This is a genomic window from Diaphorobacter caeni (assembly GCF_015354245.1).
GTDB classification, from domain to species: domain Bacteria; phylum Pseudomonadota; class Gammaproteobacteria; order Burkholderiales; family Burkholderiaceae_C; genus Diaphorobacter_A; species Diaphorobacter_A caeni.
The window spans coordinates 420,825-445,276 of record NZ_JADKYZ010000004.1; the positions used below are offsets into that span (position 1 = coordinate 420,825).

Consider the following 24,452-nt stretch of genomic DNA (forward strand, 5'->3'; position numbering starts at 1 on the left):
CCGCCCCCGGCCGGAATGCCCGGCCTGCCTGTCCGCCTCAGCCCTTTGAAAGGCCTGGACTGGACTCCAAACTGAAAACATATAACCCCATCCAAACTGAAAACCAGAGTGCCGGTGGGTCCCAGTGTTTTCGCTCAATCAATGGCAAAAACAGTCGAAAACTCTCCAGCCCAATCGCTTATTGTATTGATTGGATACAAATGATGTTTTTTGCAACAAATTCAGAGCGCTTTACCTGTGCATTAACTGACACAGCTTTCAGGGGCTTTTGTGCTTGAATACCAATCTGGGATTGGCTTGGGATCCGCAGAAGCGCTCCGCTTCTGGGTAGGGGATGGAAGATCGCGCTATTTCAGCGATGCAACTTGTCTCTAAGTGTTGATGATTGTAACACCAACAAGACAACCTGATTCACATTCTCCAGATCCTGAGAGCCCGGGAACGTGTCCGCGAACGTCGGCAGTTCAACGCACTTTGACGCGCTTCAATGCGCTTCATAGGCACGACGGGCGAGCGCCTGCGCGAGGATGCGTGACGGATCGATCAGCAGCGCGCCCTCGGCCTCGCGTGCCCGGGGCAGCGCGAGCGGGATCTCGGTGCAGCCCATGACGACGGGCAGCGGCCCATGGCGATCCAGCAGCGGCGCGAGCACCTCGCCGAAGCGACGGGCGGCGAAGTCGAGGTCGCCACGCTTGACGCCCTCGTAGATGCCCTGCATGAGCCGCTGGACGCCGTCGTCCGCAGGCGTCAGCGGCGTGATGCCGTGGGCGCGCAGCGTCTGGTCGTAGAGGCCCGTGCGGTACGTTCCCGCCGTCGCCAGCAGGATGGCCTGCTGCACGCCCTGACGCTGCAGGTGGCGCGCGGTTTCCTCGGCGATGTGCAGGATGCTCAATTGCGGAAACAGCGCCTGCATCTGCCCATGCCAGACATGGGCCGTGTTGCAGGCCACGGCCACGCTGCGCACGCCGAGCGCGGCCAGGCGGCCGACACCCTGCAGCAGATGCGGCGCGGGGTCCTGCACATCCGCTGCGGACTGCTGGATGGCGATGCTGCGGTCGGGGATCGGCATCTGCACCAGCCAGTGCTCGGGGAACGACTGGTCGCGCACCTCTTCGCCATGGCTCTGCAGATAGTCGGTACAGGCCTCGACGAACAGGCGCACGAAGTCGGCACCCGCCGCCGGTCCCATGCCGCCCAGGATTCCAACGGATTGCGGCGGGGCCAGCATGGGAAGCGCTCTTCGGGTTGAGAAAAAAGGGCCGGATCAGTTCGCTGGCTTGTCGCTCAACTCGACCAGATTCTTCTTCAGGTCGTCGCTCATGCCCATGTTCAGCGGCGTGTTGGTCGGCGGTATCGGCTGCATGAACCACTTGTCGTAGAGCTTGGTGAACGCGCCCGACTTCATCATGCCGCCGATCACGCCATCGACGAGCTTCTTGAACTCGGGATCGTTCTTGCGCACCATGCAGGCGTAGGGCTCGACCTGCAGCGCGTCGGCAACGACCTCGTAGTCGCCGGGATTCTTGGCGTTGGCCATCAGGCCGAAGAGCAGCACGTCGTCCATGCCGAACGCGACCGCGCGGTCCTCCTGCACCTGCAGAAAGCCGTCCGCATGGTCCTTGGGCATGATGATGTTGAGATCCAGCCCCTTGTCGGCGCTGTACTTGCGCATCACCTGCAGGTTGGTGGTGCCGGAGGTGATCGCCACGGTCTTGCCCTTGAGGTCCGCATAGTTCTTCACGCCCGAGCTCTTCTTCACCAGCAGGCGCGTGCCGGTGTAGAAGTGGTTGATGGCGAAATCCACTTCCTTGCCGCGCACCGAGTTGTTGGTGGTCGAGCCGCACTCCAGATCGACGGTGCCGTTGGACAGCAGCGGGATGCGGTTCTGCGAGGTCACGGCCTGCCACTTCACTTCGAGATTCGGTTTGCCCACGGCCTTCTTGACCGCGTCGGCGATCGTCTCGGACATCTCCACCGTCATGCCCACGCGCTTGCCGGCATCGAGGTAGCTGAAGGGCACGGACGATTCGCGGTACGCAAGCGTGATGTAGCCGTTCTCGCGCACCTTGGCCAAGGTGTCCGCATGGGCCGTTGCAAGACAGCCCAGGCCCAGCGCCGCGCACAGCAAAGTGGAACGAAATTTCATGCCGACTCCCCAAGTAAAGATGTTGAAGTGATGGCCAGTTTATGGACTGACACACCGCTTGTGGGATGCAAATTGCGCGCCAGTCCATGCCCTGCGTTTATGGCCTCAAGGGTTATCACCAAGGCTGCGCGTCCTGCGCTGCAACGTGGTGCAATCTGCACCCGGAAAGGGCGACAAACCTACGGGTAATCCAGATGATCCATAACATCAGTGCATACCCTATGTGCAAATCGCCATGCGACGCCGGCAGGCCGTGGAACTACAGTTGTCCGGTCATGAAAACCGAGCAATCCAAGCACATCTGCGTCGTCGGCGCAGGCATCGTCGGCCTCGCGAGCGCCTATGTTCTGCAGCAGGCGGGGCACCGCATCACGCTGGTGGAGCGCGCGGCGCAACCGGCGGCGGGCGCGAGCGGCGGCAACGGCGCGCAGCTGAGCTATTCGTACGTGCAGCCGCTGGCCGATCCCGGCATCTGGAAGATGCTGCCCAAGCTGCTGCTCGAGAAGGATTCGCCGCTCAAGTTCCGCCCGCAGATCGATCCGCGCCAATGGTCCTGGGGACTGCAGTTTCTGGGCGCCTGCAACGGCGAGACTTCACGGGACAGCACGCGCCAGCTGCTGGCGCTGGCCGCGCGAAGCCGCCTCGAATTCGAATCCGCGCTGCACCGCGATGCCCTGCACTGCGATCAGCACACGCCCGGCAAGCTGGTGCTCTTCGCGTCTCAGCAGGGGCTCGACGACGCCGCGCGCCAGGTCGCGCTGCAGGCACAGCTGGGTGGCGCACCGCAGCGCATCGTCGATGCGAGCGAGGTGGCGCGCATCGAGCCCGCCCTGAACGCCTACGCACCGCGCATCGCCGGCGCCGTCCACACGCCCAGCGAAAGCGCGGCCGACTGCCGCATGCTGTGCCAGCAGCTGTCCGCCCTGCTTGTCGAGCGCGGCGCGACGCTGCTCTACGGCACGCAGGCCGCAGGCTACGACGTGCAGGGCGGCGCGATACGCGCGCTGCGCACGGCGTCGGGGCAGGAGCTGCACGCCGATCACTTCGTGCTCGCAAGCGGCTGGGAAAGCGCGATCCAGGCGCGCGCGCTGGGCGTGCAGATTCCGGTCTATCCGCTCAAGGGCTACAGCATCACCGTCGATGCGAGCGATGCGCTGGCCACGTCACCCGACGCCGCGCCGAGCGTGAGCGTGACGGACACCGCGCGCAAGGTGGTCTTCGCGCGCCTTGGCGACCGCGTGCGGGTCGCCGGCATGGTGGAGATCGTGGGCCGCGACACACGCCTCGAGCCGGAGCGCATCCGCAGCCTCGCCACATCGACGCGCGAGGTGTTTCCGCAATTGCCACTGCAGGGCGATCTGCAGCCCTGGACCGGCATGCGCCCCGCCACGCCGAGGGGCCTGCCGATCACCGGACGCCAGCGCGGCGGGCCAAGCAACCTGTGGATGCAGACGGGGCATGGCGCGCTTGGACTCACGCTGGCCTTCGGATCGGCGGCCGAGCTGCGCGAGCAGATCCGCCTGGCCTGAATCCGGCGGCCTTCAGTTCAACGCAAGCCCGCGCCGCTCAGCGTTTCGCGCAGCGCGCGGCGCATTTCCTGCGTCATCGCGCGGGCAAGCACCGAACCCGGCCGCTGCGCGAGATGCAGCGCGTTCACGCCGACGGTGATGTGCGGCAGCAGCGGCACGACGTGCACCTTGGCCAGATCGGCTGCAGCGGCCGTGCAGCCATCGACGATCGCCGCTCCGAGGCCGTACTCCGCCATCGACAGCGCCGCGTGATACGTCTGCACCGTGACCACCGGAGACAGCCCCACGCCGTGCTCGCGGCAGGCCTGCTGGATGCGCACGCCCAGCGGGTCCTTGCCGTCCAGCCCGACCAGCGGCACGTCCGCCAGATCGGTCAGCGCAAGCCCCTCGGGCCGCATGCGGTGCGGCGCGATCAGGCCTTTGGGCACGACGCATTGGATGTCGACCTCGGCCAGCGTCTCATGCTCGAGCGCGGCCTGACGCACCGAGCTGATCACGAAGCCCACATCGGCTTCCTGCAGCAGCAGACCGGAGACCACCTGCGGCGTGTGCAGCGCCTGCACATGAACCTGCACCTGTGGATATTTCGCGCGAAAGCCTGCCACCGCGCGCGGTAGCACGTCGCGGCTCAAGGCGAACACGGTCAGCACGGTGAGCTGGTCCGCCGCCTGGCCATGGCGCAGGTTGGCGGCGAGGCGCTGGACCTCGTCGAGCTGCTCGAACAGTTTTTCGATGTGCGGGAACAGCGCCAGCGCCTCGTTGGTGGGCGTGAGCCGCCCGCGAGCGCGCTGGAACAGCGCAAACCCGAGCTGCAGCTCGGCATGCTGCAGCGTGCGGCTGACGGCGGGCTGCGTCACGTTGATGAGGCGCGCGGCCGCGCTCACGCTGCCAGTCTGCATGATCGCGTTGAAGACCTCGATGTGCCGCAGTCGCATGGCCGTCAGTTCCGCGTTTCAGTCGCTCGCGGCGATGTCACTCGTCCTGCGCGGCCGCGCGCGCGAGACGTTCGCTTTTCCAATACACATCATCGCCGCCGTCCACGCGATTGAGCACGCGGGCCAGCACGAACAGCAGATCGGACAGCCGGTTCAGATACTGGCGCGGTGCGGAGCGCATGTTCTCGCTGTCCTGCAGCGCCACCACGGCACGTTCCGCGCGGCGCGCCACGGTGCGGCAGACATGGGCCTGCGACGCGGCGCGCGTGCCCGCCGGCAGAATGAATTCCTGCAGGCGCGGCAGCTGCGCGTTGTAGTGCGCGAGCGCGTTGTCGAGCTGCAGCAGGCCATCGTCCTTGAGCAGCTCGAAGCCCGGAATCGACAGCTCGCCGCCGAGATTGAAGAGCTGGTGCTGCACATCGCCCAGCAGTTCGCGCACGTCGGCGGGCAGGTCTTCGCAGAGCAGCAGGCCGATGTGCGAGTTGAGCTCGTCCACATCCCCCATGGCGTGCGGACGGCCGCTGTTCTTCGAGACGCGGGTGTTGTCCCCCAGCCCCGTGGTGCCATCGTCGCCGGTGCGTGTCGCAATCTGTGTCAAACGGTTACCCATGGGATGTTTTCTCCTAGTTGTCTGCGCAAGTTCTCCATTGTGCTTTACATCAAGGACCCAAATGAGGAGGCGAGCAACAGCGGGCAAAAGTGCTGGATCGAGCGCCGATGTTGCGATGCAATAGAGCCCAGTTCAACAACCTTTTGGAGTTACAGACCATGAATCAGTCGAAGCAACGCCGCATGCCTAGCACTTGGTTTGACGCCCGAAGTGTCATGCTTTTCGCAGCTCTCACCGTCACGGGGGCAGCGGTGCAGGCCCAGAACCCGTCCACACAGACCACCCGCTCCGCGCAGTCGCGGATCCAGCCCCAGGAAGTGGTCGGCGGCACGGCGGCGGCGTCCAGCGCCAAGTCGACGCGGACGCTGAGCAAGCTCCCGTCGCGCAGGACGGACCAGGCCGCAAACACCGCCGCCACTGCCACCGTCAACAAACAGCACACCGGCTCGATCCGTTGATCCAGCCACCCGCGCAACGACGCGGACCACCCCGTCCCTCCGGCGGCAGAATACAGGTAGAGTGGTTCTTTCTGCCGTCCGGATAAAAACCCGTTCGTGCTGTACTCCAGGGCACGAGCGGGTTTTTTGTGTTTCTGACCATGCCGCTGCGGATAGGGTTTTGCACGGAGATCGGGGGCGCTGCGCAAAACTAAAATGCGAGGCTCAGTCCTGACAGTCTCCGGAGATCCCATGAACGCCCCCACCGATGCCACCCACCTGCTGCCCACCGTGCAATTGCGCCCCGTGCCGCAGGCCTTTCTGGATGCGCTGGCGGCGCGCTTTGGAGAGCGCTTTTCCGCCTCGCAGGCGGTGCGCGAGCAGCATGGCCGCGATGAAGGCTCGCTGCAGGCCCCTCCCCCATCGGCCGTGGTGTTTGCAGAAAGCACGCAGGACGTGGCCGATGCGGTCAAGCTCGCGTCGCAATACGACGTGCCGGTGATTCCCTACGGCGCAGGCTCGTCGCTCGAAGGCCACCTGCTCGCCATCCAGGGCGGCATCAGCATCGACGTGAGCCGCATGAACAGGATTCTCTCCATCGACGCCGATGACCTCACCGTCACCGTGCAGCCGGGCATCACGCGCAAGCAGCTCAACGACGCGATCAAGGACACGGGGCTGTTCTTCCCCATCGATCCGGGTGCGGACGCGAGCATCGGCGGCATGTCGTCGACGCGCGCGAGCGGCACCAACGCCGTGCGCTACGGCACGATGCGCGAGAACGTGCTGGCGCTTGAAGTGGTCACCGCCAGCGGCGAAGTGATCCGCACCGGCACGCGCGCCAAGAAGAGCGCCGCGGGCTACGACCTCACGCGCCTGCTCGTGGGCAGCGAGGGCACGCTCGGCATCTTCACCGAGATCACGGTGCGCCTCTATCCGCTGCCCGAAGCGGTGAGCGCCGCGATCTGCTCGTTCCCGAGCATCGAGGCGGCCGTGCGCACCGTGATCCAGACCATCCAGCTCGGCGTGCCGATCGCGCGCGTGGAGCTCATCGACGCCAACTCGGTGCGCATGGTGAACGCGCACAGCAAGCTCACGCTGCGCGAGGAACCGATGCTGCTGATGGAATTCCACGGCTCGCCCGCCGGCGTGAAAGAGCAGGCCGAAACCGTGCAGGAACTCGCGAGCGAATGGGGCGGCCAGTCGTTCGAATGGGCGACCACGCCCGAGGAGCGCACGCGCCTGTGGACCGCCCGCCACAACGCCTACTTCGCGGCCGTGCAGTCGCGCCCCGGCTGCCGCGCCATCAGCACCGACACCTGCGTGCCCATCAGCCGCCTGGCCGACGCGCTGCTCGACTCCGTCAAGGAAGCCGACGACAGTGGCATCCCCTACTTCCTCGTCGGCCATGTGGGCGACGGCAATTTCCACTTCGGCTACCTGATCGATCCCGACATCCCCGAAGAACGCGTGAAGGCCGAAGCGCTCAACCACCAGCTCGTCGCACGCACGATCGCGCTGGGCGGCACCTGCACCGGCGAGCACGGCATCGGCATCCACAAGATGGGCTTTCTGCTCGAGGAAACCGGCGCGGGCGCGGTGGACATGATGCGCACCATCAAACAGGCACTGGACCCGAAGAACATCCTCAATCCGGGCAAGATCTTCGCGATGTGAGGAAACGCCCCCTGCGTCGCTTCGCGCCTTCCCCTTGTGCGGCTGCTCTCGCCTGGCTGCGCCGGTTTCATGCGCCGCGCAGGGGTAACGGACCCAGGAATCATGCGGCGGCCGCAGGCCGCACGGCGATGATCGCGAGAAAGTTGTTGAGCCGCCCGGCGGAGTCGGGCGCGCGATAGACGCCCATGGCGCGCAGCTGCTGCACGCAGAGCGCCGCCAGCTCCCACGCCATGCATTCCTCGTCGAGCTTGAACGCCTCGGGCACGATGAACATGCGGCGACCGGTGGTGCGTTCAAGCGCCTTCAACACCGCCGATTTTTCGCGCAATGCTGGCAGCACGGACTCGTTGCTCCACGCCCATTTCCATGTGCCGGAGCTGCTTGAATAACTGCCGATGTCGATCACGTCGGCCTCGAACAGCTTGCGGTCTTCCTCATCGAACATCTCGAGCTTCTCGCTCGCCTGATCGAAGTACCAGCGCGCAAAGCCGCCGAAGCCATGCTCCGAGATCAGCGCGTCCTGCTTGCTACTGAGCTCGTCCACGGCGATGTCGACAAAGGATTCGAAATCGGCCGCCGACATGCGAGTGAAGCCCTCGCCGCGTTCAACGCCCTCTTCTTCGCCTTCGTCTTCGTCGTCCTCTTCCTCGTCGTCCTCCTGCGCAAACACGTCGCGGATCCAGGGTTCGCCCGGCGCCGCGCGGTCCGCGCACCAACCCGGCGGCAGATCCGCCAGCCCGAACAGCGAGGCATCGCGCTCGAGCACGCAGCCCATGCAGACCAGCTTCACATCGGCCGACTCCGTCGTGGTGCCGCACAGAAACTGCCACTCGCCATCATGGTCGTGGAACACCTCCAGCACCGGCAGCGATCCGTCCATCACATGCCGCGTGGTGAACGTGGCGGTGCTCACCGGCTCGTCAAACGGCCAGTCGGCTTCGTCGAAGGAATGGGTGTGTGCGTTGGACATGGGTTCTCAGTGGCTGCGAGAAAGCGCACATCATGCCGCACACGCTCCCCTTGGGGAAACGGCTGCGCCATCCCGCTGCCTTGGCGACGACTCGGAACTCCCCCGTCAATCGACGGTCGCGCCCGACGCCTTGACCACCGGAGCCCAGCTGGTCACCTCGTTCTTGATGAACTGGCTGTACTGCTGCGGCGTGTTGTGCTCCGCCACGGCGCCGAGCTTGAGGTAGGACTCCTTCACTTCGGGCTTGTCAAAGGCCGCGTTCACCGCCCTGTTGATCTTCTCGACCACGTCCTTGGGCGTGCCCTTGGGCGCAATCAGGCCGAACCACGAGCTCACGTCGAACGGCGCCACACCGCTTTCCTCCATGGTCGGCACATCGGGCGCGGAGGGCGACCGGGTCTTGGTCGTCACCGCCAGCGCGCGCAGCTTGCCACCCTGCACCTGCGGCCATGCGGAGGGCATGTTGTCGAACATGAAATGCACCTGCCCGCCGATGAGATCGGTGAGCGCCGGCGCGCTGCCTTTGTAGGGCACGTGCTGGGTCTTGAGGCCCGTGCGCACCTTGAACATCTCGCCCGCCATGTGGATCGACGTGCCGCTGCCGGACGACGCGTAGGCCGCCTTGTCGCCGTTGGTGCGCGCCCATTCGATGAGTTCCTTCACGTTCTTGGCGGGCACGTTGTTGTTGACCACCAGAATGTTCGGCACCTTGGCGCCGAGCACCACCGCCTCGAAGTCGCGGTTCAGGTCGAACTTGGCCTTGGGATACAGCGTCTGGTTGATCGCGCTGGTGACCGCCACGCACAGCAGCGTGTAGCCGTCGGCGGGCGAGGCCATCACCTGTTCGGTGGCGATGTTGCTGCCGCCGCCGGGCTTGTTTTCCACCACGAACGGCTGGCCGAGCGCCTGCGTGAGTTCCTTGGCCAGAATGCGAGCGACCACATCGGTGGTGCCACCGGCCGAGAACCCCACGATGATGCGCACCGGTTTGGTTGGATAGTCCGCAGCCGCCTGCGCGGCGGAGCCCAGCCCCATAGTGGCCAAAAGGCCGCCCGCAGCGATGGCCGCGGCGGCGCGGCGGCGACTCGGCCCCCGATAACTCGAATGCATTGCGTGTCTCCTTGCCTGTGTTGTGAGCCGCCTTGCCAAGACGAGGCGTGACGGTCACTATAGGGCGAGAGCGCGCGATTTCGATTGCGGGTTTGCCCCTGCGGACAGGGACAGGACCGACCTTTACTTCGCCTTGCCGGACGAGATGTCCTGGATCATCCGAGCCGTCAGATACAGGCGTGGAACGATGGTGTTGATCTGCACGTATTCGGCGTTGTTCGAATGCGCGCCATAGCCCGACAGACCAAAGCCCTCGATCACGCCCCCCTTGGCCTTGAGCGCCGCGAACGCCGCATCGGTGCCGCCGCCGCTGGCCTTGTCCATCACCTTCATCGGCAGCTGCAGTTCCTTGTCGTAGATGCTCTGGGCATGCTTGGCGAAGGCCCGGCCCGCATCATTGGCCTCAAGCGGCGGACGGCGCACTTCGAACTTGAGCTCGACCTTGGAATCGAGCAGAAGCTTGTTCTTGACCTTCTCGCTCATCGCCTGCTCAAGCGCGGTGAAATCGGCCACCTTGAGCGCACGCGCATCGGCCTGGGCCGTCGCCTCGGCGGGCACGACATTGCGGTTGGAGCCCGACTTGGACACGGTCCAGTTGAGCTTCAAACCCTCTTCGGGCTTGGACGACAGATCCTTCATCTGCAGCACCTGGTGCGACAGCTCGTAGAGCGCGTTCACGCCATCCTCGGGCTTGGCGCCCGCGTGCGACGCCTTGCCGGTGACCTTGAGATAAGCCGCTCCAATGCCGCTGGTGGCAAGGCGCAGGCTGCCGTCAGTGCCGCCTCCTTCGAACGAGAACACGGCATCCTGCTCCGCACCCAGACGCACGATGGTGCTGCGTGCGGCGGGAGAGCTGATTTCCTCGTCGCTGTTCATCAGGACGGTGAGCGTGCCGTAGTCGTCGTAGCCGAGCTTCTTGATCAGATCGATCGCGTGGATGATCAGCGCCACGCCCTGCTTGTCGTCGGCGATGCCGAGGCCGTAAGCCTTGTCGCCATCAACGCGAAACGGCTGGTCCTTGAGCATGCCCTTCAAGTACACCGTGTCCATGTGCGCGATCATCATGATGCGGCTTTGGCCCTTGCCCTTGAACTCGGCATGCACCATCGGGCCGATCTGCTCGGGCGTGTCGTCAAGCCGATAGACATTGGTGGCGGACAGGATCTCCACCTTGCCGCCGAGCGCGTGCAGCTTGCCCGCGACGTAGTCGGCGATCTGCTTCGTGCCCTCGATGTCCTTGCTGCCGGATTCGATGTGCACGAGGTCCTTGAGCGTATCGAGATAAGGCTGCTGCTGCTTCTGCGCAAGATCGTGGACATCGGCCTGCGGTGCGGCCTGCGCGGCGAATGCGGCGGTGGCCAGTGCGGTGAACAAAACGGAAAGACGGCTACGCATTGTCGGTTCCTTTTTTCTTGAAGCTGGGGGGTCATGCCCGAAGGGCGCTGCAAGGTTACCAGCAATACGCAGCCGTTGGCCCTAACGGCGGGCCTCCGCGCCGTACCAAGGAAACAGCCGATGCAGTAGCCACGCGAACAACTGATCCGCCAGAAAGCCAATGGCACCCAGATAAATCAGACCGACAAACATGATGTCCACACGGAACACCAGGTGGGCAAACGAAATCAAGTAGCCCAGCCCCTTTTCAGCACCCACCAGTTCCGCTGCCACCACCACGACAAAGGCCACCGAGGTGGCGTGTCGCAGTCCGGCAAACACGAATGGCAAAGCAGCCGGCAAAGCCACCTGCAGCACCGTTGCCGTACGGCTGGCGCCCAATGTGGCGGCAGAACGCAGATAGACCGGCGGAAGATCACGCACGCCAATGAAGGTGTTGAGCCACACGGGGAAGAAGGTTCCCCAGGCGATCAGCATGACCTTGGAGACATCGCCCAAACCAAACCACACGATTGCCAGCGGCACGATGGCGATCGCCGGAATCGCGCGCAGGCCATGCACCACCGGGTCGCTCAACTGGCGCAGCCACCGGATGCGCCCCGTCAGCACGCCAAAGACAATGCCCATGCTCGACCCGAGGAGAAAGCCCCACAGCGCACGCAGCAGACTCGCACCCACATGTGGCCAGATTTCACCAGTAACCCAGGTCATCTCCGCAAATACCTTGGCAATGTGCGACGGCGGTGGAAACATCTTGGTGTTGACTCCCGGAACCAGACGCGGCGCCAACTCCCACACCATCAGGAACAGGAGTACCCCTGCGATTCCAAGCAGCAGGTGCGCGCGGAGCGCCGCCCGGCGCCTGGACTGCTCCCGCGCAATGAAAACCTGTTCGATATATTGAGTGCTTCGCGAAGATGCAGCTTCCGTCCCGTGGGCCTTCCTGTCAGTCACGGTGGCAAACGATGCTGGATGTACGGCCGAGCTCAAGGTATTCATGCGACATTCACTTCCTGCCCCACACGGGCAAACACTTCGCTGATGCGCGCATAGGCCGCGCCAAAGGCGGCATCGCCGCGATTGCGGGGATATGGCATATCAATTTCGACGATTTCTTCAATACGCCCGGGGTGCGGGCTCATCACCACCACCCTCTGCGCGAGATAAACGGCCTCCTCAATGTTGTGCGTGATGAAGAACACCGACAGTGAAAGCTTCTGCCAGATGCGCAACAGCTCGTCCTGCAAGGTGGCACGGGTAAGTGCGTCAATTGCCGCAAAGGGCTCATCCATCAAAAGCAGTTGTGGCTCGGTCGCCAATGCACGCGCCACGGCCACACGCTGGCGCATGCCGCCCGAGAGCTCGAACGGATAGCGATCAGCCGCATGCGTGAGACCGATGAGGTCCAGCAACTGCTGCGCTTTCTCATGCATCACCTTGCGGCTCGCACCATGCTGCCGCAAGCCGAACTCAACATTCCTTCGAGCAGACAACCAGGGGAAAAGCGCATATTCCTGAAACACCACGCCGCGGTCCGGCCCGGGGCCGCGCACCGTCTGGCCATGTGCTTCAACTGTCCCCTGGGTGGGTTGGAGAAAGCCCGCGATCATGTTCAGCAACGTGGTCTTGCCGCAACCGCTAGGGCCAATGGCACAAACGAACTCGCCATCGCGAATGTCCAGGCTGACATCGCGCAGCGCCCAATGGATGTCGCCCGATGCAGATGCATAGAGCTGGGAAACATCGTAAACGCGTGCAGCGATCTGTTGGTTGTCCGACATGTCGCTCACCTGCTCAACGTGACGCGATCAGCCGCAGCCGTACGCAGCGCGTCAGGATAAATCAGCCCGCGATAGAGTTGGCGCAAATCCTGCGCGGGCCGTTGCGCAAGACCGGATTCGACGGCCCACTCGCCATTGAGCACGAGGTCATCGAGCAGGCGGTCATCGAGGCGCACTCCCAGCGTCACGTTCGCAAGTCCTTCGCGTGTGGTCTCGGCGGTCGTCTTGGTACGCTGCGCCACCAGCGCAATCGCCTCGTCGGTGCGCGCGCGATAGAACGCTTCGGCATCCAGCAATGCCCTCACTGCGCCCTCCACCACCTTGGGCGATTTCTGCACTACTTCTTCGTTGGCAGTGAGCACGTAGTGACTCACGAACACACGCTCCAGACCTTGCGCCGGAAGCTGCACTACCTTGCCCGCACTCTGTTCAATCGCCTGCTGACCGGCATCCCAGCCCCATGCAAACGCATCGATGCCACCTTGCGTGATCGCGGTGACCGCATCCGGCCCACGCAGGTTCACGACCGTCACATCCTTGAGCGCAAGGCCATACAACGAGAGATAGCGGCTCAGAAAATAGTGGCCGCTGGAGCCCAGCGTGGTCGCAATGCGCTTTCCTTTGAGCTGCGCGGGCGTGCTGATGCCGCGATCAGTGCGCGCCACCACGACCATGCCGCTGGACAGTCTCGTGAACTCTGCCACGATGTACGAGCGCACGCCATTGGCCCCCGCCAGACCCACTACGCTGTCGGTGGAAGTGGCGAACTGCGCCTTGCCTGCGACGGCTGCATCAAAGGCCAGGCGGCCAGAAGTGAACTGCAGGGTGCTGGCTTCGATTCCGTGGTTCTTCCAGAGATTCCTGCTGGACACCAGGTAGGGAATCGCCCAGCTGAAGCCTTGGCTTTCGGCAATAACTACCTTTTGTTCAGTCGCATGGGCGCTGGCGAGCGAAAGCGCAGAAAGCCCCAACCCCAGACTGAACTGGCGGCGGTTAAGTGTTTGAAGTGACATCGGCGTCTCCGGCGAAGCAGGTTAGAAAAATTGAGGCAGTGAATCGAAGACTCACCCGTATCCGAACGGATCCGGGATCTCACCAGTCAACAGCCAACGTCCCACCGCCTTCTTGCGGTGGTCCAATGGATCGTGCAATGTGTGCACGCGCACGTTGCGCCAATAGCGATCAAAGCCATGTCTGCGCGCGGTGGACCGGGCCCCGGTCAACTCAAATATTTCGGAGGTCACTTGCAAGGCCACGCGGCCTGCATGCACGCGCGCAGCGGCAATATCAAGCGCCAGTACGCCGCGCTGCTCGGCGGTGAGCGCATCGCCAGCATCCCAGGCGCGCTGAAATCGCTCCAGCGCACGATCAGCCAGTGCCTCGGCTGTCTGGAGCTGAATCCACTGATCGCCCGCCTGCAACTGCATCACCGGATCTTGAGCCGCGCTGTCCACGCCTGCCATCGCCCATGGTTGAACATGCTCGGACATGTAGGCCACAGCGGACTGCAGTGCACCGCGCGCGTTGCCCAGATAGATTTCCGTGAGGACCAGTTGCCCGATGAGATTGCGCAGTGTCGCGCGCGGGCTGCTCGCCACGCCAGGTGGTCCCAGCAGATCCGTCTGATCGATCAGGACCTGATCGAATGCAACGGTGCCGCTGTCGGTCTGGCGCTGCCCCATGTTGTCCCAATCGTCACGTACGCGAATGCCCGCGCGATGTGTTGGAACCACCGCGAATCGGCGCTCCGTGGGCGAGGTACCCAGTGTGAAAGAGACATTGAGCACATCCGAATCGCGAGCGCCAGAGCAGAACGACTTCAGGCCATCGAGCACATATCCGTCGCCTGATTTCTGCACACTGAGCCGCGTATCGCGCGCATTGACAGCGTTCCCCCAGAACCAGCGCTCATCCACCGTTGCCCGCAAATACTTTTCCTGCTGCGCCCCCGAGCCGAACAACAGTATGGAAGCCACCTGCAGATGCTGGAACCCGAAGAGATGGGCCAGCGAACTGTCCACTTCGGCGAGGCTGCGCACAAGCCGCAGGATGTCGGGCCACGCGAGTTGCTGACCACCCCATTGGCGTGGCACGGCGAGCGTCAGCAGGCCACTGTCGCGCAGCATTTGGCGCTCGGCCAGTGCCGATCCGCCAGCCGCATCGCGTGCAACGGCAGTGGGCGCCAATTCACGTTTGAGCCTCTCCATCGCGGCCAGTGCGACATCAAGGTCCCTGGACCGTTGGGTCTGAAAGACGAAAGCTGGATGGCTCACAGGAAATTCTCCGCCCTTCTTCAACTGAAACCGGAGGGCTGCGGAGCCTCGCCGCGCAGCAACCATTTGCCAAGCACCTGCCGCTTGAGATCCAGCGGATCGTGCAGGCTGTGCACCCGGATATTGCGCCAGTAGCGATCCAGAGCAAGCTCACCAGCCGTCGCGTTGGCCCCCATCTGATCGAACAGTCCGCTGGTGACCGCCAATCCAGCTTGCGCCGAGGCCACTCGCGCTTCAGCGACTTCCAGTGCCACGGTTGCACGCTCCTGCGCCGTCAAGGCATCGCCACGCGACCAAGCTTGTTGCAGTGATCGCGCCGCGCTCTCTGCAATCAGACGTGCACCGCGATACGCGATCCAGTGTTCTCCAAAGCGCAGTTGAATCGTGCCGTCCTCGGATGCTGACTCGGCGCCGGTTCCAGGCCACGGACGCGCACGCAGCGTGACATGCTCGCGTGCGGCCTCCAGCGCGCCCTCTGTGTTGCCCAGATAGATTTCAGTGAGGATGGCTTGCGCCATGCAGGAGCGCAGCGAATGCCGCGGCAGACGCGGCAGCGGTGGCTGGTCCGTTGGCCAGCCCAGCCGATCCAGAGGCTCCACGGGCGTGCCTTCGAAATACACACTTCCGCTGTCGGTCTGGCGCTGGCCGAACGCATCCCAATCGCCGCCAACGCGCACGCCTCGACGATCTGCAGGCACCGCCAGAAAAAGACGTGCACCGTTGATGGCCGGATGTGGCACATTGACGATCAATGCTTCCGCGTCCACCGAGCCCGAACAAAAAAAACGCGGGCCGACCAATTGATGCCCTTCCGCCGTTTTTTCAAACAGCAGACGCACGTCGCGATCATTGGTGGCGTTGCCCCAGAACCAGCGTTTTTCAACGCTGCTCGCGAGCAGGCTCCGTTGCTGCTCTGGCGTACCGAACAGCAGCACAGTCGCCACTTGCAGATGCTGAAAAGCAAACAAATGCGCCATGGAGCTATCAGCCGCAGCCAACCGGCGCACGATGCGCAAAATCAAAGGCCACGTTTCGCCCTGTCCGCCGAACTCCTTGGGCACCAGCAATGTGAGCAAACCGCTTTCACGCAACAACTGGCGTTGCTTGAGCGCCGAGCCACCCAACTTGTCGCGCTGGGCAGCCGTGGCAGCCAGTTGCGTGGCGACGGATTCGACGACCCCGGTATGGACGCTGAAGTCACGGTTGAAAAGCAGATCATTGAAAGGGGCGCTCATGCGGTACCTCCCCGGGCAAAGTCCTGCAGATCGCCATGTACCGGCTTTCCACCCACCAGCGTGAGCAGCGCGTGGACGTTGGGCAACGCGTCATCCTCCACCGTCAACGGATCATCAGAGAGCACGGCGATATCTGCATACTTGCCGGGCGAGAGTGTGCCCTTGATGTTTTCCTCGAAGCTCAGCCAGGCGCCATGCGAGGTAATCATCCGCAGCGCATCCATGCGATCAAGACGTTGGTCAGGACCGATGACTTTTCCGCTCGTGCGCTCGCGGCGCGTGACGCAGGTCCACACGGCATAGAAAGGGTTCACGGGAATGTTGTCGCTGCCAGCGGAGACGGCAAAGCCGTCCTCAATCAACGAGCGCACGGGCATGTAATGGTTGCCGTCATCCGGTTCGTTGAGTTGCGCCGCACCGTTCTTCCAGATGGTGTAGAGCGGATTCGTGGTGATGAGCAGGCCCAGCCTGCGGATGCGCGCATAGTCCGCTCGTTCCACATTACCGATATGCTCGATCACCCAACGCTGCCCAGCTAGCGGAAAGCGGGCATTGACGCGCTCATACACGTCAAGCACATCGGACAGCCGGGTGTTGATCACCGAATGCACTCGCAGGTCGTTCTCCGCTGCGTGCAACGCATAGCGCTCGTAGTCTTCCAGCGGATTGTTCCATTCCACGAACCCGGCCCAGCCCGTGTTGGGCAGCGCCCTGCGCGAGGCGGCCGCCACGTCGGGAGCGCCGTTCATGCCAAGGTTGATGCCACCGATGCGCAGAAAATCATCTCCCAATCCGACCCCTCTGGCATACGGCAGCGCGTCGCGCATGGTGATGCGCGCTTCTTCCGGCGTGGCCCAGGTGGGGCTCACGCACAGACGTGAACGCATGCTCAGCGCTTGCTCCTGCCACAGCGCCCGGTACACGGCAAGCGTCTGCGGAGCGGAGCCATGGCCTTCGTAGATGCTGGTGGTGCCGAAGGCATGGTAGATGGGGAGCGAACGACGCAAGCCTTCGAGGCGGTCATCAAACGAGAACGCAGGCACGTTGCTGAGCAGATCAAACTCCAGCATCGGGCGCTTGTTGTGCTCGACGATGACACCCGTGGGTTCACCATTCGCATCGAATTCAATCTCGATACCACGGCATGTCGGGCAAGTGCCTGGCAGGATGTTGTTGCGCGCCAGTGCAAGCGAATTGAGAGCGCTGAAGCCGGGCGGAACACCCCAATTGCCAAACAGACCGGGAATGTAGACTGGGTGATCGGGCGCGGCCTGATCCAGCTCCCAGCGCGTGGGCATGCGTTTTTCGGCAAGGTTGGACGGCCCGCCAAAGTAGTATGGCCCTTGCCCCACCGGCATGGTGATGATCCATTCGCCCTTGGGGCGGTTCGCGGCTTCGCTGCGCACGACATCGAGCACATCGTTCACGGTCCTCGCATGTGCGAGCGTGGGCCGCAGGGTCTTGAGTCCTTCGCGCTCCATGTGCGCATGCGCATCGATGAAGCCCGGCGTGACCGTGCGTCCGGCAAGGTCGACCACCTTGGTGGAGGCACTGGCCAATGCACGGATCTGCATATCGTCTCCGATGGCAACGATACGACCACGCGCTACCGCCAAAGCACTGACGCGCGGCTGCGCGGCGTCCATGGTGATGATGTTGCCGCGCACCAGCACAAGTTCGGGAGCAGTCACATCACTCATGCCAGCTTCACCCGATCGGCCGCCACGGCGCTCAGGGCGCGCGTATCAATGGCTTGTCGGTATAGCTGACGCAGCTCGGCCGGGTTGGCTTGCGCCAGCTTTTCGGAGATCGCCCATTGACCGCCGAGCACGAGGTCATCGAGCAGGCGCGGCGAAAGCTGCACACGCGTGGCGTTGCGCGACAAGCCGTTGCGTGACGATTCGAGCGAACCGCGTGTGCGCGCGGCCAGAATCTGGGCGCCCTTTTCCGCATCGGCATTCAATACCTGCTCCGCACCGATCAGTGCGCGCACGGCGGCCTGTAGAACCTCGGGCTTGCTGTCAGCCGTCTGCTCATTGGTGACCAGCAGGAAGTGGCTCTGAAAGACCTTGTCGATGCCCGCCGAAGACAGCACGTGCACGTTGCCATTGCCTTCGACCCTTGCAGCGTCCTCGGCAGCCCACCAGTCCCACGCGAACGCATCGATGCCCCCCTGTGCCAGGGCGGAAATCATTTCAGGTGGACGCAAGTTCAGCACCGTCACATCCTTGGCCGTCAGTCCATGCTGACCGAGATAGCGGTTGACGAAGTAGTGACCCGCCGTACCGAACATGGTGGCCAGCTTTTTCCCGCGGAGATCTGCAGGCTGCAGCACCCCTCTGTCCCGACGCGCGGCCACCAGCATTTGGGTGGAGGAATTGGCAAACTCGGCAAACACCTTGATCTTCTGCCCCTGCAACGCTGCCAGTGCGACCACGCTGTCTGTGGTTGTGGCGAAATCCGCCTTGCCGGCCAGCGCAGCCTCGGCCGAAAGACGACCCGAGGTGAAACTCAGACTCGTGACATTGAGCCCCTGCTTGGCCCAGAGCTTTTCCGCATCGGCCACAAAAGGCACTGCCCAGCTGTGGCCTTCACTGGCTGCAAAGACCGCTGGATTCAGTGTGCGTTGCTGGGCCCACGATCCGGAAGAACCCATGGCCAAAGCCGATCCAGCAGCTAGAAAATCGCGACGCTTCATTCTGAAACACCATTCAAAAATGGAAAGTGGCCAAGTCTAGAAACCGCGGTGCGCGCAGTCCAAGATGGATTCCGGATATGGATAGTTCCTAATTGCGCTTGAAATGCAGGTATATGCGCGTGCGTGGAAAATACGTTTTCCCCGTGTCCACACGACTCTTCCCCTCCTTGCCGTGCGTCTCTGGTCCCTGCACCCCCGTTATCTCGATGCCAAGGGCCTCGTCGCGCTGTGGCGCGAGGCGCTGCTCGCGCAGGCCGTGCTGCGTGGCGAGACCAAGGGCTACCGCAATCATCCGCAGCTCGACCGCTTCAAGGAACAGCCCGATCCCGCCGCCGCGCTCGCGCGCTATCTGCAGGTCGTGCATGCCGAAGCGACGCGGCGTGGCTACCGGTTTGACGGCAGCAAGATCCACGCGGCCGACGCGAACGCCGTCATCACGGTGACGAGCGGGCAACTGGAATATGAGTGGGAGCATCTGCGCAAAAAGCTGCAGACGCGCAGCCCGGCGGATTTTGAAAAGCTCGCGTTGCTGACGGAGCCCGAGCTGCATCCGATGTTCAACCTGCAGCCAGGACCGATTGCAGATTGGGAGCGCCCCTGAGAGCGTATTGACGATCTCCACACGATCAGAAGACAAAGGGCCCGACTTTGCAGCGGGCCCTTTGCATCACGCGTTGAAAATGAATCAGGCGGTGGCTGGTCGCACCGTGCGTGCGGCCACACCCGCGCCCACAAAGCCTGCTGACACCACGCCGAGCACCAGGGCCGCCGCCGAGCCGAAGAAGATGCCGGAGTTCATGTTGGCGTCGAGCATCGCGCCGAACACGGGGGCGGCGAGGCAGAAGCCGAGGTCCAGCCCCGAGTACACCGTGCCGTAGACGCGGCCGGTTGCGCCGGGGGGCGCTGCGCGCTTGATCAGCATGTCGCGCGAAGGACCGGCCACGCCGATACCGAGGCCCGCCAGCGCCGTGACCACGAGGGCCAGCATGCCGGGGAACACGCCGAAGCCCACCAGTGCCAGCAGCACTGCGGACGCGATCAGGCACATCGAGATCACCTTTTCCAGGCGCTCCACGCGCGAGACGAGGAAGCCGCCGATCACCATGCCGATGGCGCCGCAGAGCATGTAGCCGGTGACGACCATCGCGGTGACGGACAGCGGCGTGCCGTACATGCGGTGCAGCGCGGGGCTTGCGAAGCTCTGGATCGCGGCAAGCGAGCAGGTGCTCCAGAAGAAGAACGAGAAGCACAACCACACCGACGACAGCTTGAGAAAGGCCATCGGGTGCTCGGGCTTGGCGGCGACCGCCGCTGCGCCCTTGGCCGCGCCCTGCGTCCACGAGCCCTTGCGGTCGTCGAGCGCGTCGCGGTTCCACACCATGATCGCGAGGATCAGCAGCGCCATGCCCGAGCCGCAGAGGCAGGCGATGCGCCATGACCCGGTGGCGGTGGCGATGCCGGCCATGAAGACGGGAGCCGTCGCCCACCCCAGATTGCCCGAAATGCCGTGCACCGAGAAGCCATGCCCCAGTCGTGCGGGAGAAACGCGCTTGTTGAGGATGGTGAAATCGACAGGATGGAACGGCGCATTGCCCAGCCCCGCGACGCAGGCGGCGGCGATGAGCGCCGTGTAGCCGCTGGCCGTGCCCGCGAGCACGCCCGCGGTGGCGAAGCAGGCCAGCGCGAAGAACAGGATCGGGCGTGCGCCCACGCGGTCCACGACGAAGCCCGAGAGCGCCTGACCGACGCCCGAGACGACATAGAACATCGACACCAGCAGCGCGAGCTCGGAGTAGCTGTAGCCGAACTCCGTGATCAGGAACGGGAACAGCGGCGGCAGCAGCATGTGGAAGAAGTGCGAGGAGCCGTGCGCGAGGCCGATCAGTCCGATCGTGCGCGCGTCCTGCCGCAGGCTGTCCGGCGGCGACGCGGAAGGTGTGGATGTTGTAGTGGTCATGGGGCCGATGTTAGGCGCAATGCTCTCCGTCCGATATACGATAGTCTGCCAACTTCTATTGCAAACATGCCAAGACGCACCGCGAAGGACACCGCAGCCGAGACCAGGCCCGAGACGCCCGGCAGGCGCATCGCGCGCGAGCTGTCGTATGTGGAGTCCGCCACGCCCGAGCTGTTCATGCCCACGCGCCAGCGGCCCGTGCGCGTGAAGTACCGCCGCCTGCGCGCGGATACGCAGATCAAGCCGCACAGCCACGCGTGGGCGCAGGTGGCGATTTCGACCTCGGGCGTGATCCGTCTCGACGTGCCCACCGGCACCTACCTCGTTCCGCCCTCGCGCGCACTGTGGATTCCGCCGGGCGTGGAACATGCGGTGACCATGGTGGAAGACGCGGATCTGCGCACGCTGTACTTCCATCAACCTGCCGGCCACTGTGGCCCCGGCGTGGCAAGGCACGATGAGGATGCGTGGCGGCAGTGCCGCGTGCTGGAAGTCTCGGAGCTGCTGCGCGCGCTGGTGCGCGAGATGCCGACCGTGTCGAACGCCGGCCCCGGACTCTCGCCCGAGGAACTGGCGCGCGAGAAGCATCTGAGCGCGTTGATCCGCGATGAAATGCGCCGCGCGAATCCGGTGCGCATCGGCGTCGATCTTCCGCACGACAAGCGCCTTCGCAATCTTTGCGAAGCCGTGATCGCCGATCCCACGCGCCACGAAACGCTGGAAGAGTGGGCGCGCGACACCGGCGCCAGCCCGCGCACCGTGGCGCGATTGTTCCGCCACGAACTGGGCAGCACCTTCACGCAGTGGCGTCAGCAGGTGGTGCTGGCCAAGGCGCTGTCGCTGGCCGCGTCGCGCATGCCGGTCGCGCACATCGCGACCGAACTCGGCTACAGCCCCAGCGCGTTCAGCGCGATGGTTCGCAAGTCGGTGGGGCAGTCACCGGGGCAGTTCTTCGGAACGCAGTGAGCCCGTTCGCGCAACGCGCTACAAGGTGCGCGCGAGCGCTTCGAGCTGGTCCGCGCAGATGCCCCAGCCGGTGTGAAAACCCATGTCCTCGTGGGTCTTGCGATCCTGCTCGTTCCAGTGGCGCGCGATGGCGGTGTAGCGGGTCTGGTCGCCGACGGGCTCGAAGTTCACGATGGCCGTCATGAAGGGCTTGTCCGACGGAATCCAGCCCGCGCGGTACGCGTCGGTGAACACCAGCCGACGGTTGGGAATGACCTCCAGATAGACGCCATCGTTGGGCAGCTCGTGGCCTTCTGGGCTGCGCATCACGACGAGGCAGCGGCCACCGGGGCGCACGTCCGCTTCGGCACGCGCCACGCTCCACGGCGCGGGCACGAACCATTGCACCAGCAGCGCGGGCTCGGTCCAGCAGCGATACAGCTTTTCGGCCGGCGCATCGAGCAGCCGCGTGAGCACCAGGTCGTTGATGTGCGATGGCTGGGCCGGCGCATCGCCGCCGTCCGTTGCGGTGGGATCAAACATGGCGTGTCTCCTTTGACTGGTCCGGGCGCCCGTTCAAGTCATTTCACGTTGTTTCACGTCATCTCAACTCATCGAGTGCAGGCCGAAGCAGTTGCCCTCAGTATCGATCATCAGCGCACAAAAGCCATAGGGGCCTATCGAAAACTTGGGCTTGAAGATCTGGCCACCCGCCGCTTCGACGCGCGACTGCTCCACCGCACAATCCTCGCTCGCGAAGTACACCAGCGTGCCGCCGCCACCGGACGGCACGCCGTCCATCTTGACGAGCATGCCGCCCGCTCCCGGGCTGTTCGGTCCGCCCGGAAACGAGAACATCTCGAAGCCGGACACTTCGCCCTCGGGGGCCTGCATGGGCTCCAGCGTCTTCTGCAGCACGGCCTCGTAGAACTTGCGCGCGCGTGCCATGTCCTGAACGTAGATTTCAAACCAAACGACGGGGTTGGAGGGTGTGCTCATGGGTCGCTCCTTCATGCCTGCTCGAACACGTTGATCATCCACGGCGTGCCGAAGCGATCCGTGACCATGCCGAAGCCGGGCGACCAGAAGGTTCTGTCGAACGGCATCGTCACCTTGCCGCCTTCGGTGAAGGCGTCGAAGATGCGACGGCCCTCATCCACTGTATCCACTCTGATCGAGATGTACACCCCCTGAGGCGCCTGATAGGCAGCGCCCGCGCAGCCCTCGGGCATCACGTCGGAGCCCATCAGCTCCTGGTCGCCGAACTGCACGAACGTGTGCATCACGCCGTTTCTGGCGCTTTCGGGCATGGGCGGCATGTCGGGCGACGGTGGCATGTCGCCGAAGCGCATGACGGGGCCCTGCCGACCATTGAGCACCTTGGCGTAGAACGCCATGGCTTCCTCGCAGTTGCCGTTGAAGTTCAGGTAAGGAATGAATTGCATGAATGTCTCCTTGTGGCGAGCCACCGATGATTGCGTGGCTTCATGAACGGAACATGAATCCTGATGGAGTCACCCAATGGGCCCGCAAAGCCGATCAGGCGACAAGCATGGGCTGGAATCCGCCGTAGATCAGCCGCTTGCCGTCGAACGGCATGTCTTTCGGCATGGCGGGGTCGTCCATCACCGCCTGCATGCCCCTGTCGCGCACCGCCTTGTCCGGCCAGACGACCCAGGAGAACACGACGACCTCGCCCTGCTCCAGCTTCACGGCCATCGGCATGGAGGTGAGCTGGCCCTCGGGCACATCGTCGCCCCAGCACTCGACCACCGAGAGCGCGCCGTGTTTCCTGAACAGCCCGGCCGCCGCCGTGGCGACCGCGAGATAGCGCTCCCGGTCGTGCGCCTTCACCGGACACAGAAAGCCGTCAACGTAATTCTGACGATTCATGACTCCGACTCCTTTTTCCAAAGTGAACTGAAGAACGAAGAATCCATCAATGTGGACATCGTTCACTTATTTTGTCAACTAAAATGGACGCTGTCCACATTTGATTTGTTCAGGTTGGTAAGAGCGTGTGGAGATCGTCAACACGCTCTAAGCTTGTCAGCAACCTGCCCGCCGCCCGGATCACCTCCCACATGTCCGCCTCCACCAACGACCCGTCCTCCCGACGCTCCTACCACCATGGCGACCTGTACATGGCGCTGGTGGACGCGGGCGTGAAGCTCGCGCGCGAAGGCGGTCCGCAGGCCATCGTGCTGCGCGAGGCCACCCGGCGTGCAGGGGTCGCGCCGAATGCGGCCTACCGGCATTTCGCGAACCGGGAAGCGCTGTTCGAGGCGGTGCGCATGCAGGTGCTGAGCACGATGGCCCGGACCATCGAAGCCCAGCTGGAGTCGGCACGCCGGATCACCGACGCCGCGCAGCGCGCACGCGCCATGCTGGCGGCCGTGGGGCGTGGCTATCTCGAGTTCGCCCAGGCGGAGACGGGCTGGTTCCGCACGGCGTTTGCGGTCAGCGATCTGGAGCGCGACGCGCTCACCGCGCAAACGCTCCCACTGCAGCCGCGCAGCTCCGGCGCCGATCCGTTCGAACAGCTTGCCGAAGCGCTCGACGCGATGGTCGATGCACATGTGCTGGCGGCCTCTCATCGCGCGCAGGCCGAGTATCTGGCCTGGTCGGCGGTGCATGGCATGGCCACGCTGATGATCGACGGCCCTCTGCGCCAGAGCACGCCCGAGCAGCGCACGGCGCTCACCGAGCGGCTGCTGCTGATGGTCGAAAAAGGGCTTTGAGCGCCAAGCGTGC

Annotated in this window: 25 protein-coding genes; 6 read left to right on the forward strand and 19 right to left on the reverse strand. The window is 64.0% G+C overall.

Annotation, left to right across the window (positions count from 1 at the left end):
* Nucleotides 1-484: 484 nt before the first annotated feature.
* Both ISG32_RS12685 and ISG32_RS12690 read right to left on the reverse strand, forming a co-directional pair.
* The gene (locus ISG32_RS12685; RefSeq protein ID WP_194771363.1) at nucleotides 485-1,228 is read right to left on the reverse strand and encodes an aspartate/glutamate racemase family protein; all 744 of its coding nucleotides are present in this window, start codon (nucleotides 1,226-1,228) and stop codon (nucleotides 485-487) included.
* Between the two features lie 36 nt (nucleotides 1,229-1,264).
* Entirely contained in the window at nucleotides 1,265-2,146 is an 882-nt protein-coding gene (locus ISG32_RS12690) for a transporter substrate-binding domain-containing protein (RefSeq protein WP_194771364.1), read from the reverse strand.
* Nucleotides 2,147-2,421: 275 nt separating this feature from the next.
* Between ISG32_RS12690 and ISG32_RS12695 the strand changes: the two genes are divergently transcribed.
* Nucleotides 2,422-3,675, forward strand: a complete 1,254-nt coding sequence (locus tag ISG32_RS12695; protein WP_194771365.1) for a D-amino acid dehydrogenase — start codon at nucleotides 2,422-2,424, stop codon at nucleotides 3,673-3,675.
* Nucleotides 3,676-3,692: 17 nt separating this feature from the next.
* Here the strand turns inward: ISG32_RS12695 and ISG32_RS12700 are convergent, their stop codons facing one another.
* Complete coding sequence (locus tag ISG32_RS12700) at nucleotides 3,693-4,610, reverse strand: LysR substrate-binding domain-containing protein (protein ID WP_194771366.1); 918 nt, start codon at nucleotides 4,608-4,610, stop codon at nucleotides 3,693-3,695.
* Nucleotides 4,611-4,647: 37 nt separating this feature from the next.
* Nucleotides 4,648-5,220 (reverse strand): cob(I)yrinic acid a,c-diamide adenosyltransferase, encoded by a 573-nt coding sequence (locus ISG32_RS12705; protein WP_194771367.1) that lies wholly within the window; start codon nucleotides 5,218-5,220, stop codon nucleotides 4,648-4,650.
* Nucleotides 5,221-5,435: 215 nt separating this feature from the next.
* Between ISG32_RS12705 and ISG32_RS12710 the strand changes: the two genes are divergently transcribed.
* Both ISG32_RS12710 and ISG32_RS12715 read left to right on the forward strand, forming a co-directional pair.
* Nucleotides 5,436-5,678 (forward strand): hypothetical protein, encoded by a 243-nt coding sequence (locus ISG32_RS12710; protein WP_194771527.1) that lies wholly within the window; start codon nucleotides 5,436-5,438, stop codon nucleotides 5,676-5,678.
* Nucleotides 5,679-5,909: 231 nt separating this feature from the next.
* Entirely contained in the window at nucleotides 5,910-7,334 is a 1,425-nt protein-coding gene (locus tag ISG32_RS12715) for an FAD-binding oxidoreductase (RefSeq protein WP_194771368.1), read from the forward strand.
* A gap of 100 nt (nucleotides 7,335-7,434) precedes the next feature.
* Here the strand turns inward: ISG32_RS12715 and ISG32_RS12720 are convergent, their stop codons facing one another.
* The 10 genes from ISG32_RS12720 to ISG32_RS12765 form a co-directional block, all read right to left on the reverse strand.
* A complete protein-coding gene (locus ISG32_RS12720) occupies nucleotides 7,435-8,304 on the reverse strand; it encodes a DUF6882 domain-containing protein (RefSeq protein WP_194771369.1) in 870 nt (289 codons plus the stop codon).
* Between the two features lie 105 nt (nucleotides 8,305-8,409).
* Nucleotides 8,410-9,414, reverse strand: coding sequence for a Bug family tripartite tricarboxylate transporter substrate binding protein (locus ISG32_RS12725; protein ID WP_194771370.1), 1,005 nt, complete (start codon nucleotides 9,412-9,414; stop codon nucleotides 8,410-8,412).
* A gap of 123 nt (nucleotides 9,415-9,537) precedes the next feature.
* Nucleotides 9,538-10,809 (reverse strand): M20/M25/M40 family metallo-hydrolase, encoded by a 1,272-nt coding sequence (locus tag ISG32_RS12730; protein WP_194771371.1) that lies wholly within the window; start codon nucleotides 10,807-10,809, stop codon nucleotides 9,538-9,540.
* Between the two features lie 81 nt (nucleotides 10,810-10,890).
* Nucleotides 10,891-11,808 carry an ABC transporter permease gene (locus tag ISG32_RS12735; RefSeq protein ID WP_194771372.1) on the reverse strand — a complete coding sequence of 306 codons (918 nt, stop codon included), beginning with the start codon at nucleotides 11,806-11,808 and terminating at the stop codon, nucleotides 10,891-10,893.
* On the reverse strand, nucleotides 11,805-12,590 hold the full coding sequence (locus ISG32_RS12740) for an ABC transporter ATP-binding protein (protein WP_194771373.1): 786 nt from the start codon (nucleotides 12,588-12,590) through the stop codon (nucleotides 11,805-11,807). Before ISG32_RS12740 ends, ISG32_RS12735 begins: the two co-directional genes overlap by 4 nt.
* 5 nt (nucleotides 12,591-12,595) lie before the next feature.
* Entirely contained in the window at nucleotides 12,596-13,603 is a 1,008-nt protein-coding gene (locus ISG32_RS12745; protein ID WP_194771374.1) for an ABC transporter substrate-binding protein, read from the reverse strand.
* Between the two features lie 51 nt (nucleotides 13,604-13,654).
* Nucleotides 13,655-14,797, reverse strand: a complete 1,143-nt coding sequence (locus ISG32_RS12750) for an acyl-CoA dehydrogenase family protein (RefSeq protein ID WP_194771515.1) — start codon at nucleotides 14,795-14,797, stop codon at nucleotides 13,655-13,657.
* 86 nt (nucleotides 14,798-14,883) lie between these two features.
* Entirely contained in the window at nucleotides 14,884-16,098 is a 1,215-nt protein-coding gene (locus ISG32_RS12755) for an acyl-CoA dehydrogenase family protein (protein ID WP_194771375.1), read from the reverse strand.
* Nucleotides 16,095-17,798, reverse strand: coding sequence for an amidohydrolase (locus ISG32_RS12760; protein ID WP_194771376.1), 1,704 nt, complete (start codon nucleotides 17,796-17,798; stop codon nucleotides 16,095-16,097). Before ISG32_RS12760 ends, ISG32_RS12755 begins: the two co-directional genes overlap by 4 nt.
* Complete coding sequence (locus ISG32_RS12765) at nucleotides 17,795-18,796, reverse strand: ABC transporter substrate-binding protein (protein WP_194771377.1); 1,002 nt, start codon at nucleotides 18,794-18,796, stop codon at nucleotides 17,795-17,797. Before ISG32_RS12765 ends, ISG32_RS12760 begins: the two co-directional genes overlap by 4 nt.
* A 172-nt stretch (nucleotides 18,797-18,968) precedes the next feature.
* Here ISG32_RS12765 and ISG32_RS12770 point away from each other — a divergent pair, with 172 nt between their 5' ends.
* A complete protein-coding gene (locus ISG32_RS12770) occupies nucleotides 18,969-19,397 on the forward strand; it encodes a pyrimidine dimer DNA glycosylase/endonuclease V (protein WP_194771378.1) in 429 nt (142 codons plus the stop codon).
* Between the two features lie 84 nt (nucleotides 19,398-19,481).
* Here ISG32_RS12770 and ISG32_RS12775 read toward each other — a convergent pair whose 3' ends face one another.
* Nucleotides 19,482-20,753, reverse strand: coding sequence for an MFS transporter (locus ISG32_RS12775; RefSeq protein WP_194771379.1), 1,272 nt, complete (start codon nucleotides 20,751-20,753; stop codon nucleotides 19,482-19,484).
* Nucleotides 20,754-20,819: 66 nt separating this feature from the next.
* Here ISG32_RS12775 and ISG32_RS12780 point away from each other — a divergent pair, with 66 nt between their 5' ends.
* A complete protein-coding gene (locus tag ISG32_RS12780) occupies nucleotides 20,820-21,719 on the forward strand; it encodes an AraC family transcriptional regulator (protein WP_194771380.1) in 900 nt (299 codons plus the stop codon).
* Between the two features lie 18 nt (nucleotides 21,720-21,737).
* Here ISG32_RS12780 and ISG32_RS12785 read toward each other — a convergent pair whose 3' ends face one another.
* The 4 genes from ISG32_RS12785 to ISG32_RS12800 form a co-directional block, all read right to left on the reverse strand.
* The gene (locus ISG32_RS12785; RefSeq protein WP_194771381.1) at nucleotides 21,738-22,241 is read right to left on the reverse strand and encodes an SRPBCC family protein; all 504 of its coding nucleotides are present in this window, start codon (nucleotides 22,239-22,241) and stop codon (nucleotides 21,738-21,740) included.
* A gap of 63 nt (nucleotides 22,242-22,304) precedes the next feature.
* Nucleotides 22,305-22,697: a VOC family protein gene (locus ISG32_RS12790; protein ID WP_194771382.1), complete on the reverse strand. Its 393-nt coding sequence runs from the start codon at nucleotides 22,695-22,697 to the stop codon at nucleotides 22,305-22,307.
* Between the two features lie 11 nt (nucleotides 22,698-22,708).
* Nucleotides 22,709-23,143, reverse strand: a complete 435-nt coding sequence (locus ISG32_RS12795; protein WP_194771383.1) for a VOC family protein — start codon at nucleotides 23,141-23,143, stop codon at nucleotides 22,709-22,711.
* A gap of 94 nt (nucleotides 23,144-23,237) precedes the next feature.
* Nucleotides 23,238-23,591, reverse strand: coding sequence for a DUF1428 domain-containing protein (locus ISG32_RS12800; protein ID WP_194771384.1), 354 nt, complete (start codon nucleotides 23,589-23,591; stop codon nucleotides 23,238-23,240).
* Nucleotides 23,592-23,782: 191 nt separating this feature from the next.
* Here ISG32_RS12800 and ISG32_RS12805 point away from each other — a divergent pair, with 191 nt between their 5' ends.
* On the forward strand, nucleotides 23,783-24,439 hold the full coding sequence (locus tag ISG32_RS12805) for a TetR/AcrR family transcriptional regulator (RefSeq protein WP_194771385.1): 657 nt from the start codon (nucleotides 23,783-23,785) through the stop codon (nucleotides 24,437-24,439).
* Nucleotides 24,440-24,452: the final 13 nt, after the last annotated feature.